20 protein-coding genes are annotated in these 15,308 nt (G+C 34.5%); 9 read left to right on the top strand and 11 right to left on the bottom strand.

Features of this window, described 5'->3' with window-relative positions; genetic code table 11:
- Positions 1–49 precede the first annotated feature (49 nt).
- Together hemW and murI are read left to right on the top strand one after the other, a co-directional pair.
- On the top strand, positions 50–1,174 hold the full coding sequence (hemW, locus tag CQ046_RS20750) for a radical SAM family heme chaperone HemW (protein WP_105704099.1): 1,125 nt from the start codon (positions 50–52) through the stop codon (positions 1,172–1,174).
- A 59-nt stretch (positions 1,175–1,233) separates the two neighbouring features.
- A complete protein-coding gene (gene murI, locus CQ046_RS20745) occupies positions 1,234–2,064 on the top strand; it encodes a glutamate racemase (protein ID WP_105704130.1) in 831 nt (276 codons plus the stop codon).
- 64 nt (positions 2,065–2,128) lie between these two features.
- Here murI and CQ046_RS20740 read toward each other — a convergent pair whose 3' ends face one another.
- Positions 2,129–2,728: a nitroreductase family protein gene (locus tag CQ046_RS20740; RefSeq protein WP_105704098.1), complete on the bottom strand. Its 600-nt coding sequence runs from the start codon at positions 2,726–2,728 to the stop codon at positions 2,129–2,131.
- 85 nt (positions 2,729–2,813) lie between these two features.
- On the opposite strand from CQ046_RS20740, the gene CQ046_RS20735 reads away from it, so the two are divergent.
- Positions 2,814–3,161, top strand: coding sequence for a winged helix-turn-helix transcriptional regulator (locus CQ046_RS20735; protein ID WP_105704097.1), 348 nt, complete (start codon positions 2,814–2,816; stop codon positions 3,159–3,161).
- Here CQ046_RS20735 and CQ046_RS20730 read toward each other — a convergent pair.
- The 6 genes from CQ046_RS20730 to CQ046_RS20705 form a co-directional block, all read right to left on the bottom strand.
- Positions 3,158–3,730 (bottom strand): RsmD family RNA methyltransferase, encoded by a 573-nt coding sequence (locus CQ046_RS20730; RefSeq protein WP_105704096.1) that lies wholly within the window; start codon positions 3,728–3,730, stop codon positions 3,158–3,160. The two genes, CQ046_RS20735 and CQ046_RS20730, sit on opposite strands and share 4 nt — an antisense overlap.
- An 86-nt stretch (positions 3,731–3,816) precedes the next feature.
- Positions 3,817–4,533: a DUF3822 family protein gene (locus CQ046_RS20725; RefSeq protein WP_105704095.1), complete on the bottom strand. Its 717-nt coding sequence runs from the start codon at positions 4,531–4,533 to the stop codon at positions 3,817–3,819.
- A gap of 18 nt (positions 4,534–4,551) precedes the next feature.
- A complete protein-coding gene (locus tag CQ046_RS20720) occupies positions 4,552–5,046 on the bottom strand; it encodes a Smr/MutS family protein (protein WP_105704094.1) in 495 nt (164 codons plus the stop codon).
- A gap of 129 nt (positions 5,047–5,175) precedes the next feature.
- The gene (locus tag CQ046_RS20715) at positions 5,176–5,673 is read right to left on the bottom strand and encodes a metallophosphoesterase family protein (protein ID WP_105704093.1); all 498 of its coding nucleotides are present in this window, start codon (positions 5,671–5,673) and stop codon (positions 5,176–5,178) included.
- On the bottom strand, positions 5,673–6,122 hold the full coding sequence (locus CQ046_RS20710) for a hypothetical protein (protein WP_105704092.1): 450 nt from the start codon (positions 6,120–6,122) through the stop codon (positions 5,673–5,675). Before CQ046_RS20710 ends, CQ046_RS20715 begins: the two co-directional genes overlap by 1 nt.
- Before the next feature lie 60 nt (positions 6,123–6,182).
- Complete coding sequence (locus CQ046_RS20705) at positions 6,183–6,650, bottom strand: hypothetical protein (protein WP_123906661.1); 468 nt, start codon at positions 6,648–6,650, stop codon at positions 6,183–6,185.
- Positions 6,651–6,738: 88 nt separating this feature from the next.
- On the opposite strand from CQ046_RS20705, the gene CQ046_RS20700 reads away from it, so the two are divergent.
- Positions 6,739–8,283, top strand: coding sequence for a serine hydrolase (locus CQ046_RS20700; RefSeq protein WP_105704090.1), 1,545 nt, complete (start codon positions 6,739–6,741; stop codon positions 8,281–8,283).
- 234 nt (positions 8,284–8,517) lie between these two features.
- On the opposite strand, the gene CQ046_RS20695 is transcribed toward CQ046_RS20700, so the two are convergent.
- Together CQ046_RS20695 and CQ046_RS20690 are read right to left on the bottom strand one after the other, a co-directional pair.
- A complete protein-coding gene (locus tag CQ046_RS20695) occupies positions 8,518–9,096 on the bottom strand; it encodes an archaemetzincin (RefSeq protein ID WP_105704089.1) in 579 nt (192 codons plus the stop codon).
- A 92-nt stretch (positions 9,097–9,188) separates the two neighbouring features.
- Positions 9,189–9,665 carry a SixA phosphatase family protein gene (locus CQ046_RS20690; RefSeq protein WP_105704088.1) on the bottom strand — a complete coding sequence of 159 codons (477 nt, stop codon included), beginning with the start codon at positions 9,663–9,665 and terminating at the stop codon, positions 9,189–9,191.
- Positions 9,666–9,780: 115 nt separating this feature from the next.
- Here CQ046_RS20690 and ruvX point away from each other — a divergent pair, with 115 nt between their 5' ends.
- The 5 genes from ruvX to CQ046_RS20665 all read left to right on the top strand — a co-directional run bounded on the left by ruvX (position 9,781) and on the right by CQ046_RS20665 (position 13,348).
- Positions 9,781–10,197 carry a Holliday junction resolvase RuvX gene (gene ruvX, locus CQ046_RS20685; RefSeq protein ID WP_105704087.1) on the top strand — a complete coding sequence of 139 codons (417 nt, stop codon included), beginning with the start codon at positions 9,781–9,783 and terminating at the stop codon, positions 10,195–10,197.
- Positions 10,194–10,766: a peptide deformylase gene (gene def / locus CQ046_RS20680; protein WP_105704086.1), complete on the top strand. Its 573-nt coding sequence runs from the start codon at positions 10,194–10,196 to the stop codon at positions 10,764–10,766. Before ruvX ends, def begins: the two co-directional genes overlap by 4 nt.
- A gap of 75 nt (positions 10,767–10,841) precedes the next feature.
- Positions 10,842–11,399 (top strand): DUF5606 domain-containing protein, encoded by a 558-nt coding sequence (locus tag CQ046_RS20675; RefSeq protein WP_105704129.1) that lies wholly within the window; start codon positions 10,842–10,844, stop codon positions 11,397–11,399.
- 258 nt (positions 11,400–11,657) lie between these two features.
- Positions 11,658–12,425 carry a nucleoside triphosphate pyrophosphohydrolase gene (gene mazG / locus CQ046_RS20670; protein ID WP_105704085.1) on the top strand — a complete coding sequence of 256 codons (768 nt, stop codon included), beginning with the start codon at positions 11,658–11,660 and terminating at the stop codon, positions 12,423–12,425.
- Between the two features lie 50 nt (positions 12,426–12,475).
- Positions 12,476–13,348, top strand: coding sequence for a hypothetical protein (locus CQ046_RS20665; protein ID WP_105704084.1), 873 nt, complete (start codon positions 12,476–12,478; stop codon positions 13,346–13,348).
- Positions 13,349–13,400: 52 nt separating this feature from the next.
- Here the strand turns inward: CQ046_RS20665 and CQ046_RS20660 are convergent, their stop codons facing one another.
- Positions 13,401–14,078, bottom strand: a complete 678-nt coding sequence (locus tag CQ046_RS20660) for a hypothetical protein (RefSeq protein WP_105704083.1) — start codon at positions 14,076–14,078, stop codon at positions 13,401–13,403.
- 144 nt (positions 14,079–14,222) lie between these two features.
- Positions 14,223–14,939, bottom strand: coding sequence for a hypothetical protein (locus CQ046_RS20655; protein ID WP_105704082.1), 717 nt, complete (start codon positions 14,937–14,939; stop codon positions 14,223–14,225).
- Positions 14,940–15,308: the final 369 nt, after the last annotated feature.

Genomic DNA, 15,308 nt, shown 5'->3' with positions numbered 1-15,308 from the left:
AATTTAATTTAAATAAATTTGAGCTCTGAAATTTTTCAGAGCTTTTTTTATGATGTATATTCACATTCCGTTCTGTAAACAAAAATGCAGCTATTGCAACTTTCATTTTTCAACATCCCTGAATTTTAAGGATGAAATGCTTCGTGCCATGAAAACTGAAATACTATTGAGAAAAGATGAGTTGCAGAACAAAAACTTGAAATCCTTGTATTTTGGAGGTGGAACTCCTTCTATTCTTTCTGTAGATGAGATCAGTTCCTTAATAGATGAAGTATTAAAATATTTCAGTTTTGAAAAAGATATAGAAGTCACGCTGGAAGCCAATCCGGATGATTTGGATAAGAATTTCTTAAAACAGCTGGCTGGAACCCCTGTAAACAGACTTTCCATTGGTACTCAAAGTTTTTTTGAAGAAGATTTAAAATTGATGAATAGAGCTCACAGTGCTTCCGAGGCAGAAAGTTCTATCAAAAGGGCTCAGGATTTTGGTTTTGAAAACCTGAGTATTGATCTGATCTACGGTTCACCCACTTCCAATCTTGAGATCTGGAAAGAAAACCTGAATAAAACCATTGCTCTGGAAGTTCCTCATATTTCCTCCTATGCATTGACGGTAGAACCCAAAACGGCATTAGAAAACTGGATATCAAAAGGGAAAATAAAAAGCCCTAAAGAAGAAGAACAAAACAAAGAATTCTATTATTTATCTGACTTTTTAAAAGATAATGGTTTTGAACATTATGAAGTTTCCAATTTTGCAAAACCAGGCTTCTATTCACGCCACAATTCTGCTTATTGGAAATACCAGGAATATCTTGGAATTGGTCCTTCGGCACATTCTTATAACGGATTTGATGTCAGAAGCTGGAACGTAGCCAATAATCAGCAATACATCAAAAAGCTTAATGATAAATTATTAGCCAAAGAAGAAGAAATTCTTTCCAAAGAAGATCAGTTTAATGAAATGATCATGATCGGCTTACGAACTATTTGGGGCGTAGATTTGGAAAGTTTAAAAAATAAATTCTCAGATAGAGAACTGGAGCATTTTCAAGCAGAAATCAAACCGAAAATAGAAGACGGAATTTTACTTATTGAAAATGACCATTTGAAAATTCCTGAAAAGCATTGGTTTATGGCCGATGGAATTGCTTCGGATTTGTTTATTGTATAACAGTTTGTTGTATATGGTATACTAAAAATTCATTATTTTTGTATAAAATTTCAGCTCATTTGAAAACGAAAAAACAAGATTATTCACATCTTTCACCAAGCCAGCCTATCGGAATTTTCGACAGCGGGGTAGGAGGTCTTACCGTTGCCAAAGAAATCAAAAGACTTCTTCCTAACGAAGATCTGATCTACTTTGGAGATACAAAGCACCTTCCTTACGGAGAAAAGTCCAAGGATGCGATTATTGAATACTCTACCAAGATTACCAATTTTCTGCTGGAGCAGAACTGTAAAGCGATTGTAATTGCCTGTAACACGGCAACGGCTAATGCTTTGAATGAGGTTATGCAGTCAGTTGCAGGAAAAGTTCCGGTCATAGACGTTATTAATCCTGTTGCTGAAAAGGTATCTTATGAAATCCATACTAATGTAGGAGTGATTGCCACCAAAGCAACTGTGAATTCAGGATTGTATAAAAAGAGCATCCGAAAGCATAATAAATGGATCAAAGTAGACGAACTGGCTACACCATTATTGGTTCCTGCTATTGAAGAAGGTTTTAAAAATCATCCGATCACGCACGCTATTATTTATAATTATTTAAGTAATAATAAACTAAAAAATATTGAAACATTGATTTTGGGCTGTACCCATTATCCACTTTTAATAGATGAAATCAAACAGTATTACGGAAACAGAGTCCGTGTGATAGACTCTCCGAATATTGTAGCCAATCATCTAAAGATCATTCTGGATAAGTACAATCTCTTAAATGATCATAACTCAAAACCCAATTATCATTTCTATCTTTCGGATATTACCAAGAACTTTGAGAAAATCTCTAAGAAATTCTTCGGAAAAACAATTGATTTGGAATTGAAAGTATTATAAATAAAAAGTCTGCTATTTAGAGCAGACTTTTTTATTTGTGTTCTTTGTGAAATTCGTGTTTAAATTACGCTTCCACAATTACCTTTTCAGCATTCAGTCTTTTCTTTGGATTAAATTTAGGCTGATTAGCATCTGCTTCATCTCTTTCCCCAATAGCTACTGCAAATAACGTTTCATATTTTTCATTATTCAGAATAACATCATATTCTTCAGGTTCAATTCCTTCCATTGGAGTAGAATCTATTCCCATTGCTGCACAGGCAGATAAAAGCACTCCTAAAGATAAATAAACCTGATGCCCAAGCCATGATTTTATAGCCTCTTCTCCTTTAGGTTTTACCATCGTTCGGTAATAATTAACCGAGCCTTCCGGAAGGTTTTCTTCAATTTGCTTTTCAAAGTTTTCAATGTTTTTGATCACTTGGAAAACAATAACATGGCTGCTATCCAACACTTTTTCTTTATTAAAATAAGACTTATCTCCCAATTGTTTTTTCAGTTCCGGATCATTTACAAAAATAAAATTCCAGGGCTGGCTATTAATGGATGAGGGGCTTAAATTTAAAATATCCTGAAGCGTTGCAATTTGTTCTTCACTGATTTTTCCCTGTGGGTTATACTTTTTTACAGTATACCTTTTTTTCATTTTGTCTAAAAAGTTCATAATTTTATACTATCATTTTTATAGTTACAAAATTAATTTAAGTTTACTAACTTTGCAATAACGGTAAAAAATGATAGTATAAAAAATGTATATAATTGATAATAAATCCTATCCCTGCTGTACCAGTGTCACAATGAAATTTATAGGAGGGAAATGGAAAGCAGTAATTTTGCACCATCTTATTGGCGGGGCTAAACGTTATAATGAGATAAGAAAATCCATTCCTACCATTACGGAAAGAACATTGAGTTTACAGTTAAAACAATTGGAAGAAGATGGAATTGTGGACAGAAAAGTTTTTACAGAAAAACCTCCTTTAGTGGTAGAATATGAATTAACAGACTTTGGAAGAACTTTATTACCTGTTTTGGAAGCGATAACAAAATGGGGCGAAGAATCTCCGGTCATATCAAAAAAAATAATCAGGAATTAAAGTTCCTGATTATCTTCTTTATTCGGTTCAAAAAAACTGAAACTTACGTTTCCGTATTTTCGGGTATCTATTAAATTGGGATGATCAAGCTTCATGCGGCTTTGGTGTTCCACAATAAGAACTCCATTTTCTTTAAGGTATTTATTGTTTAAAACCAAAGAGATCAGCTCGTGGTACTTTTTCTCTTCCATTTCGAAAGGAGCATCAGAGAAAACGATCTCAAATGACTTTTTATTTCTGAATTTTTTAAGCCAATCAAATACATCACCTCTCTGTACATTGATCTGAAGCGCCATGTCAAGCTCAGAAGCTGTAGTGTTGATAAATGCAGTATGTTTTGGGTTCATTTCCACAGAAGTAATATTCTGGCATCCCCTGGAAGCAAATTCAAAGGTAATAGAGCCAATTCCGGCAAAAAGATCAAGTACGGAGATGGACTGCATATCGTATTTGTTTTCCAGAATACTGAATAAAGCCTCTTTCGCAAAATCGGTAGTAGGTCTTACATCAAAGTTTTTAGGAGCGGCAATCTTTTTGGCTTTCCATTTGCCTGATATTATTCTGAACATATTTTTTTGTTAGGGTTTAGGTTGTAGATTATAGGTGGCAGGTGATTGTGTTTAGGATCTAATCCCTATTACCTGCGGCCTGCAACCTAGTTAAGTATAAAATTCTTGTTTGGAATATTGTCAAAAACAATTTTCAGGTTTTTAACAAATTTCTGAAGTTCGGAGATGAAGGTTTCATTTTCCGTAGTTTCTCCATAAGCATAAAAAGTAGTTTCATTGATTCCGAAACCTATTTTGCTCAATGTAAACATAATGAAGTAAAGAAAATCTACTTCTGAGTTCACATCCAGGTTGTTATAAAGAATGATTTTTTTATTGTCAATCGCAAAAAACTCACACTGATTATGATACAGATTGATGTGAATTTCTTTAGTAGTTTTATTATTGATGGAACTTAAAAACTTTTCTCCTGAAAAATTAAAATGAACCGGTATTGCCAGCTCTTTTATTTTCTTATAATAGTTTTTCGGGAAAGTATAATAAAACTGAATATTGAATTTTTTGTTGATAGAAAGCATCAGTTCTTCCTGCTCTCTGTTGGCAGGAGCATTGAAGGCAATCAGATCAAATCCTGTTTCATGCTCAGAAAAACCTTCCGGCATCAGGGTAAAATGATTAAATGCGGATATCACGTGGATCTCATCAAAGCGCTGCTTAATAAGAACCTCGTCCAGTTTTTGCTCAATAAGATCGGCTGGTGTGTCTTCAGTCACGAAATAAGACTTTTCCTCCAGAATGTTTTTGTTTTTAACAATCTGGCAGATCAATCCGTCTTTGGTAAAAAGTAAATTAAGTACGTTCATAATTCAATTCCTGCAAATTTAGTGAAATTCTACCATTACCGCACCCGATTGATGGTGAAGTATTTCCTTATTATAAAAATCAATATTGACCTGGCTTTCCAATACATCCCGAACCATCCTTTGCAAAGTACCGTCACCAATACCATGAACAATTTCCAATCTCTTCAGGTTGTTTCTTCTGCAAAACTCAATCACTTCAATTAATTTTTCCTTTTGAATAAACAATCTTTCAAAGCTGTCATAATCATTGGGATTCTTTACCAAATTATGAAAATGCAGGTCTAAAACCAAATGATTTTTCTGATGTTTCTTAGAAATTACTTTTTTAGGTTCTGCTTTTCTTATGATCCTTATATTTTCATAGAGACCTGTATCTTTCGGAACCAGTTTTTCTTTTGGATATTGATGGGTAAAACCATATTCATCTTTAAAAACAGCAATATTTCCCTTCACGGAAGTAATTACCCCGCTTAAATCTTCATCTACTACCGAAACCTGATCGCCGATCTTCATATTTTTTTAAAGAATTGTCTGAATTTATTATTGGGGCAAAGGTAAAAAGTAAAAGGTATAAAAAACAAACTCCTTTATCCTCAAACGCTCAAACTTTCACACCTTCTCACTCTCCAACCCTAATACTCATCAAACTCTTGGCCCCAATTCAATCACTTCCAGATCTTTAATTTCCTCACCGTCTACTACAAAGCGCATCATGGTTCTCACTTTATGCCACCCCTGTTTTCCGCAGGCACCAGGATTCAGATGAAGGAGGCTGTTTTTCTCGTCATACATGGCTTTCAAAATATGAGAGTGCCCTGAAATAAACAATTTCGGAGCTTTTTCTGCAATTTCTTTTTTCGTGAGTGGGGTATATTTTCCGGGATACCCTCCGATGTGGATCATCAGAACTTCCAATTTTTCACAAAAGAAACGGTTGACTTCAGGAAATTCAGCTTGAATTTTAGCATTATCAATGTTTCCGTAAACTCCTTTTAGAGGTTTTATTTTTTCCAGCTCTTCTATCACTTCCAGACTTCCGAAATCTCCACAATGCCACACTTCATCGGCCTGGGAAGCATATTCCAGAATTCTGTCATCTATATAGGAATGAGAGTCAGAAAGAAGAAGAACTTTTGTCATTATCTAAGGGTTCTTTCAGTAATATTTTCGTGGTATTTATCTTTGAATATGGCTAAACGTTCCGGATTCAGCTCACCATCATGATTGATTACTCTTTCTTTCAGTAACCATTTTACCAGTTTTTCCATTCCTTTTTTGGAATTCATAAAATTGGAAATTTTGCCGAGATCAGTAGACTCTACTTTTGTTTTTTCTGTGAGAAAATTCAGAATGAAATAATCATCACTTACATATCTTGGTGTTTCATTATCCATGTATCGGTAAAGAAGTACTTCTTCATCATCTTTCATAGAGAAGAATGAATATTGTGCCACGTTGATCTTTTCAGCTTTCAGGATCTGCTTTCCATCCACCAACACTTTATCGTCTTTGATGGTGACATCCTGAGAAAAATATAAATTACAGCTTACCATCAGTAAGAAGAAAGCCAGTATCCTTTTTATTGTCATTTTTACTATTATTTTTAAGATTGCAAATATAGAGAAGCACTCATCAATTCATAGGAGATTTTAGTCTGTAATATTTTTTGTTTTCCTGATAGAATCCAGTTTCTTTTCAATATCCGCGCTGAAAACTTTTTTTAATTTCAGCTGATTCTCTGTAAGTTTTGAAATAACAAAGGTACCGGTCATATTGGTATTGTAAGGAAATACTATAGTCAGTGTAGAATCGGAAGCTTTTTTCCAACTCCCGATGTAACGATCTGGTTTTTCCCCTTTTTTAGTAACAGGCTCCTCCAAAGCATCATATCTCAAGGTAGATTTAATGAGATTCCCGGTTATTTTTCCGTTTTTCTGAAATCTTATTCCTTCCCTTCTTGCTTCAAAACCATCCTGTTTTTCATAGGTATAAATATAGGAATCCATTTTACTGAGATTCCAGGTTTGCAAAAGCAAAGGGTTGGCAGTTCTGTCCTGGGCTTTGATACCAATGATAGCGAAAAAAGAAAAAATACAGATACAAATAGGCTTTTTCATGAATACAACTGATTTATTGTAAAGTTTTAACATTGCTAAAATTAGCATCGCTTAATATTTAGTAAATTTGGGAAAATTAAAATAAACAATGAAACAGAAACTTTCTTTTTTCATTTTTCTTTTAACCGTAGGATTGGCGAATGCGCAGGTTGAAGAAAAAAAACTGGACGAACTGATCCAAAATACCCTGAAAACTTTTGATGTACCGGGAATGTCAGTAGGAATTGTAAAAGATGGGAAAATGATCTATTCCAAAGGTTTTGGTGTACGTTCACTCACTTCCAAGCAGCCTATGGATGATAATACATTAGTAGGTATTGCTTCCAATTCTAAAGGTTTTACATGTACAGCGTTAGCCATTTTAGCAGACGAAGGAAAACTGAACTGGGATGATAAAGTTTCAAAATATATTCCTGAGTTCCAAATGTATGATCCCTACGTTTCTCAAAATGTAACGATCAAAGATCTTATCACGCACAGAGCCGGATTAGGACTTGGACAAGGAGATCTTATGTTTTTTCCGGAAGGAGGAAGTATGACAGTGAATGATATTGTTCACAATGTGAGATATCTTAAACCGGAAAATCCTTTCAGAACAAAACTGGATTATAACAATATTATGTTTATTGTTGCTGGAGAAGTGATTCACAGAGTTTCCGGATTAACCTGGGCAGAATTTATTGAACAAAGAATTATGAAGCCTGTAGGAATGACTTCAAGTTTCGGAAGCTACAACAGAGCAAAAGCTACAGCCAATAAAATTGATGCACACGCTCCGGTAGATGGAAAGGCAATTGCGGTTCCCCATGACTGGAACGAGACAGGGAATGCGGCAGGAGGAATCATGAGTAATATCAAAGATATGACAACCTGGGCAGAATGTTTGTTAAATAACTTTACCACAAAAGACGGGAAAAAGCTGGTTTCTGATAAGAATGTTCAACAGCTTTGGAGCCTTCAGATTCCAGATAGAGTGGCAGCGAAAAATCCATATGATACAAGTTTTTACGGATATGGTTTAGGGTGGTTCTTAAGTGATGTTAAAGGACATAAACAAATACAACATACCGGCGGATTGATAGGAACCGTTACACAGTTTACATTAATTCCGGATATGAAACTGGGAATTGTAGTATTGACGAACCAGCAGTCCGGAGCAGCTTTCAACACCATTACCAATACCGTGAAAGATTCTTACCTTGGGGTAGCAGACAGAAACTGGCTGAAAACATACGGAGACAGAATGTCTAAAATGGAAGCAGAATTTGACAAGCAGAAAAAAGATGCTTTTGCAAAATCTGAAGCCTTTAAAAAAGAGAAATCTCTTCAGCCAAAGGCAGAGCAATTTACGGGAACTTATAATGATGTTTGGTTTGGTGATGTTGAAATTGCACAGCAGGGAAATACGTATAGAATTTCATGTAAAAATTCTCCAAGATTAAAAGGAGAATTACTTCCTTATTCCAATAATTCTTTTATCATCAAATGGGACGACAGAAGCTATGATGCGGATGCCTACATTATTTTCAGCTATGATGAAAACGGAAAAGCAGAATCTGCAAAATTGAAGGCCATTTCTGATGTAACGGATTTCAGTTTTGATTTTGATGATCTGGATTTGAAAAAGAAATAAAAAGCGAAAGCATAAAAGATATTCTATGAAGAACGGGCATTGGTCCGTTCTTTTTTGTTGCTCAAACACGAATTGCGCTAATTGTTCACAAATAACACTAATATTTTACTGAAGGAGGTTAAGATCCTGATTTGCCAAAGTAAGCTCTGAGTTAAGGTGCTGTTTTTCGAAGAATTTTTTTAATTCAAGAAGTCTTTTCTTATTGTCATAATGAATGCTTGAATTCAATTTTCTTTAGCAAAGTGAACAGGCTCTGGCTAGATGATCATCCGTTTCAGGTAGTGAATTGGTTCCATTCATCACGCAATTGGCATTCAGGCAGTGGCTGATTCCAAACATATGACCAATTTCGTGTGAGCTTATTTTTACTAATCTTAAAAGGCTTTCATTGAAATTTGAATCGGTTAAATGACCGTTGGCAAATCTGTACATCGAAGTTACTCCTACACCATCTTCATAAGAAGCCAGCCCGAAAACGTAGTTCCATTCCGGTTTTGGGAAAAGGTCTTTTTCTGTAATTCCCATCAGGACTACAGCATCTTTAGGTTTTTTTTTGATCAGAATGCTATCCAGCACATATCCTGCAAGAATCTGTTCCTGTCCTTCTTTTGAAATTCTCCTCACTTTTTCAGGAAAGATGGTATTGGGTAGAGCAGGCAGTATTTTTGTTTCCAGCTGGTAATATATTTTTAAGTATTCTTTTGTGAGAACTATTTCCTTTTTCTGAAGTTCATCAAAAGTTCCGATAGGCTGAAGATAGATGGTGTTTTTTCCAGCTTCCGGGTTTTGGTGAAGAAGAAAGCTTGATGTCATTCAATGAAATAGATTCATAATAAGTTTTCTTCTGTTTCTGGCATGAGAAAAGAAGAATCAGTGTTGTAACATAAAAAAATAATGAAATGAAGTTAAATTTTCCCGGGTTCATAAAAGAAAAGCAATTTCTTTTTAGCACCGTCGAATTCAGACCAGGATTCACAGTCTACTTCAAAACCGGCCACTCCACAGGTGGGGAAATGGAAAATATCTTCAGAAATGGAATTGGCAAAATTGGAAATTCCATTATTGTGGGAGAAGAAAGCAACCGAATTCAGGTTGTCATCCAGATCGTAGATTACAGATTCAAAACTTCTTTCCGAAGGATTATATAGTTTTTCATCAGTAGAGCAGTTCAGCTGATAGGTTTGATTAAAAATTTTACAGGTATTCAGTGCACGTACCGCAGGGCTGGACACAAAATGATCAATGGAAATATTATTGCTTTTCAGGAATCTGGACATGTGCATAGCGTCCTCCAAACCCTTGTCTGCCAAAGGTCTGTCAAAATCCTCCGTTTCCTCCGGCCAGTCGCTTTTCGCATGTCTTACGAGGATGAGTTTCTTCATATAATTGTTTTTTGGAAGATTAAAATTATAAAAAAAATAATGGAATAAAACATGATTTATATAAAAAAACTGCGGTATGAATAAAATCAGTAAATTTTACTAAATTTGCAGACTTATGGGACAAATTCTTGCAATAGACTACGGAAAAGCTCGTTGTGGTATTGCCGCAACTGATGATATGCAGATTATAGCCAGTGGGCTGGAGACTGTAGAGAACCGTTTTTTAATGGAATTTTTGAAAAAATATTTCAGTGAAAACAAGGTAGATGAAGTTGTAGTTGGGCTTCCCATAGATTTGAAAGGAAATGTTTCGGAAGTGGAAACCGATATTTTAAAATTCATTGAAGAATTTAAAAAAGAATTTTCGGATATTGCGGTTCATCGTTTTGATGAAAGATTTACTTCCAAAATGGCTTCATTTTTTATTTCTCAAAGTGGAAAAAGTAAGAAAAAGAGGCAGGAAAAAGGATTAATAGATAAAGTAAGTGCAACCATCATATTGCAGAATTTTTTAGAACAAAGATTAAGATGATATTACCGATAAGAGCTTTTGGGGATCCTGTTTTGAGAAAAGTGGGAAAAGATATAGAAAAAGACTATCCCGAATTACAGGAACTGATAGATAATATGTTCGAAACCATGTACAGCGCAAATGGCATAGGTCTTGCAGCGCCTCAGATTGGTTTGGATATCCGTCTGTTTGTAATAGATGTGACGCCTCTTGCAGAAGATGAGGATTATGAAGATATTAAAGATGAATTGGCAGAGTTCAAAAAAGTATTTATCAATGCCCAAATTCTTGAAGAATCCGGTGAAGAATGGAAGTTCAATGAAGGTTGTCTTTCTATTCCGGATGTAAGAGAAGACGTGAAAAGAAAAGGGACTATCGTTATTGAATATTATGACGAAAATTTTGTGAAACATACAGAAACTTTTTCCGATATTAGAGCCCGCGTAATTCAGCATGAATATGACCACATTGAAGGAGTTTTATTTACTGACCACCTGAGTTCTTTGAAAAAGAAACTGGTAAAAGGTAAACTGACAAAAATCTCTCAGGGTGACGTAAACATCGGTTACAAAATGAGATTTCCAAAGTAATTTAAACAAGGATTAAAACGAATAATAAAAAGCAAAAAGCTAGTGCTGATTGCAGAATTTACAAAAAATAAAATTATGCTGTTAGAAAAAATAATTTCAATTTCTGGAAAACCAGGACTTTTCAAATTAGTTTCTCAATTAAGAAACGGATTCATCATTGAAGATGTTACCAATAAGAAAAAAGTAAGCATTGGAAACTCAAGCCAGGTAAGCTTACTGGATAATATTGCAATGTTTACATTTGAGAAAGAAGTTCCTTTGTTTGAAGTATTTGAAAATATTGCTAAAAACAATGATTATAAGGAAACTATTTCTCACAAATCTTCTGATGCAGATTTGAAAGATTTCATGCTAGCTTCTCTTCCTAACTATGATACAGAAAGAGTATATTCTTCTGATATCAAGAAATTGGCTCAGTGGTATAATATCCTTCATAAAGCAGGATATATCACTCCGGATAGCTTTGTAAAAGCAGAACCTGAAACTTTGGACGGAGAGCCGGCAACAGAAGAAGTAAGCATTGAAAAAGAAGCTAAGAAAGCTCCAAAAGCAGAGAAACCAGCTGCTCCAAAAGTAAAAGCTACTTCAGCTGCAAAATCAGCTCCAAAGAGTACACACAGAAAACAAGGATAATTCATTCAATTTGAATTAAACATACAAAGCCTTGTCTGGAATTTCGGACAGGGCTTTTTGTTTTAGATAGTTAGCAGATGATAGGTTGCAGGGATTAGGACGGATTTTCTATCATGCTCAAATTTGATGTTTTATCTTTAAACATTAAACCAGAAACCCCGCATCTCGCACTTCAAACTCCCAACTTTCCCATCCAACCTCTACCACAGACCCAAAAATATCCCTTACATTTGTATAAGATTGAATTTCCCATAACTTATGAATACGAAACAGGAGAAACTGGAAGCCTTTGGCAGATTACTGGATATTATGGATGATTTGCGTGAAAAATGTCCATGGGATCAGAAACAAACGTTAGAATCCCTTCGTCATCTTACGCTTGAAGAGACTTACGAACTTTCGGATGCTATTTTGCAGAACGATTTGCAGGAAATAAAAAAAGAATTGGGCGATGTCCTGCTTCATCTTGTTTTTTATGCTAAAATTGGTTCCGAGAAAGAAAGTTTCGACATTGCAGATGTCATCAATTCTCTGAATGAAAAGCTGATCTTCCGTCATCCTCATATTTATGGAGATATTGAAGTGAAAGACGAAGAAGAAGTGAAACAGAATTGGGAGAAATTAAAATTAAAAGAAGGCAACAAATCCATTTTAGGAGGAGTACCGAAAAGTCTGCCGAGTTTGGTAAAAGCTTACAGAATTCAGGATAAGGTAAAAGGAATCGGTTTTGAATTTCATGATGCCGAAGATGCCTGGAAAAAAGTAGATGAAGAGATTCAGGAGTTTCATGCTGAAACTGATTTGGATAAAAAAGAACAGGAATTGGGTGATGTATTTTTCTCTCTAATCAATTATGCAAGAATTTCAGGAATCAATCCGGATTCTGCTCTGGAAAGAACTAATCTGAAGTTTATTTCGAGATTTCAAAAAATGGAAGGACTTGCTGAAGAACAGGATCTGAAATTGGCAGATATGTCTCTTGAAGAAATGGATGTTCTCTGGGAAAAGGCAAAAAAACTTTCATAATTCCTGATTGGAATAATTAATGCTTCTTATATTCCGTTAAAAAAATAAATATGCTACGTTTTCTTATTTTACCTGCTTTGCTTTTATTGAGCTGTAATCCAAAAGCTCAGAATTCCCCTGCTAAAGAAGATGAACTGAAAGTTCAGTTTGCTTTGCCCAAAAAGTTGAAAGAAGTTTCCGGAATTACTTTGTCTAAAGATAAAAATATCATTTGGCTGATCGAAGACAGAGGGAATAAAAATGCAATATACGGGGTCAATAATAAGGGAGAAATGGTAGCAAAAGTTCCGGTAGAAAATGCGGAAAATACTGACTGGGAAGACATCATATCAGATACTCAGGGGAATATTTATATCGGAGATTTTGGGAATAATGATAACGATAGGCAGGATCTGGCTATCTTAAAAACAGACCTTAAAGATAGTAAGCAAACGGTGACGAAAGTGGTTCAGACTACAAAATTCCATTACCAGGGGCAGATGGAGTTTCCTCCGAAAAAATCTAACCTGTTGTACGACTGTGAGGCTTTTGTAGAAATGGATGGGAACTTTTACTTATTCACCAAAAACAGAAGCAAGGGTTTTGACGGAACTTTCTTTGTATTCCAGGTACCTAATAAAGAAGGTGATTTTGAAGCGAAGTTAATAGGAACGTTAAAACTTGAAGGAGGGTATAATGATGCGGCGATTACCTCTGCTACCATCAACAGTACAAAAGATAAAATTGTATTGCTAACACACAAAAATGTACATGTTCTTACAGGATTTACTGCAGATAATTTCAGTGCTGCAAAAATTCAGAAAATTCCTTTGCATCACAATTCTCAGAAAGAAGCTATTGTTTTTCTTGATGATAAGACATTAATGATTGCTGATGAGAAGGGCAAAGATGAAGGTGGAAATGTGTATACGTTCTCTTTTTAAGTCATTTTGTGTAATAATGTAATTGTCAAAAAAAGTAAATATCCAATTTAAATTATTCTGAGATATAGAGAACTGAAATATTGGCGGTGCTTAGTCTATATTGTTTTGTATAATTACAATGTACTGTAAAAGTTTCACCCACATCAAATTGTCTTATGCCAGTTAAGCTATGGAATATTGTGTCAGTTCTTTCTGAATAGTTTGTTGATAATGCTGAAACTTTCACAACATCACCAATTTTATCAATTATTGATATTGCCATACCATTTGTTTCATTTAAAGGGTTGGCACTCAAATCATATGTCAGATAAGTGGTAATACTGTAAAATCCTGATTTTTTCACGGTAAAAATACCTGTATTAGAATCATAGGTTATATAGGAATCAAAAATTTTTCTGACAGAATTATAGCGTATATTGTGGGTGCTGTTGGCCAGATAAAAAGTTATTGTTGAAGGATCTGTATTAGTCTTATCGGCTATAAATACCATTTTCTGAGAACTCAGAGGTTTCCATTCCGGGGCTTTGCCTGGTCCATTGCTTCTTAGAAAATCTCCTGCATTTCCTGAAGACCCTGCTGTACTGCCATCTCCACCTACATTGAGATCTTTTACTATCTGAAGAGAACCATTAACGTGTAAAGTATTTTTAGGAGTTGCTGTCTGTATTCCTATTTGTGAGAAAATAAGTAATGGTGTAGTTAATAATAGTATGAAGAATATTTTAGACATGTTTTTATTTTAGAAGCAAATGATGATGAATTACGGAGAAGAGTAATATGGAATTATATTTTAAAATATTCCTATAGTCTAATACCAAAAAGCTTTACAGATTTTGTAAAGCTTTTTAGTTTAAGATTGTATATATGTCTAAAATTATTCTGAAATATATTGGATAGAAATGTTTGCAGTGCTCAATCTGTATGGTCTTGTATGGACGCAGGTTACTTTAAAGGTTTGTCCAACCGCAAATAGCCTGATTCCTGTTAAGGTGTGATACACGTAATCGGTTCTTTCTGAATGATTGGTTGACATTTTTGCTACTTCTATAACATCACCAGCCTTATCAATTGTACTTGTTGCTGTACCTGATGTCCAAGCATTATCATTATTATGCAAGTCGTATGTCAAATAAGTATTAACACTATAGAATCCTGCTTTTTTCACGGTGAAAATACCCGTTGCGGCATCATAACTAATATAAGTATCAAGAATTTTATTTACTGTATTATATATCAAAGTGTTGGATTGACTACCTGTATAAAAAAGGCCTGGTGATACAGATGGTTTTATTGTTACATTTGATGGATTGACGTTATTCTTATTACCTATAAATACCATTTTGGTAATACTCTGTGAGTCCAGAGATTTCCATTCCGGAGCGTTACCGTTACCGTTGGTACTTAAGAAATCTCCGGCCGTTCCTGAAGAGCCTGTAGTACTACCATCTCCGCCTACATTGATCTCTTTTACAACCTGAAGTGAACCATTAACATGTAAAGTTTTTTTAGGAGTGGGTGTTTGTATTCCGACTTGTGCAAACGTGAATAATGACATAGCTATTAACGCTACGCTTAGTAGTTTTGTTTTCATCTTAGAAAATTGTGTTTTTTATTGAGACAAATGTATACAATATTTCAAAATGAACAAAATCTAATGTGTTGGTGTTTTGTCTATTATGTTGTTTTGTTTTTAGTTTAAATATTGTTTTTGGTGTAATTTTTAAACATTATATGTGTTTTTTTGATTTTATTTAAATTGTTTTTTCTCTGTTTTTTTATTTAATTTATACCTGTAGAAGTATGTCTATCTCACATGGGTTTATGATATAAAATAAGTACTGTAAGAAAAGCTCAAACTGCATGGTTATTATATTCTTCATTTTGAACTCATCTTGACTTTCTTTTTATGAATTTTTTACAAGCAATAACAATAAAAGCTAAATAATTGAATCCGATCCAG

Source organism: Chryseobacterium sp. MYb7 (assembly GCF_002979455.1).
Classification (GTDB): Bacteria; Bacteroidota; Bacteroidia; order Flavobacteriales; family Weeksellaceae; genus Chryseobacterium.
The sequence above is the reverse complement of the archived record's forward strand: the minus strand, read 5'-3'. Positions and strand labels throughout refer to the sequence as shown.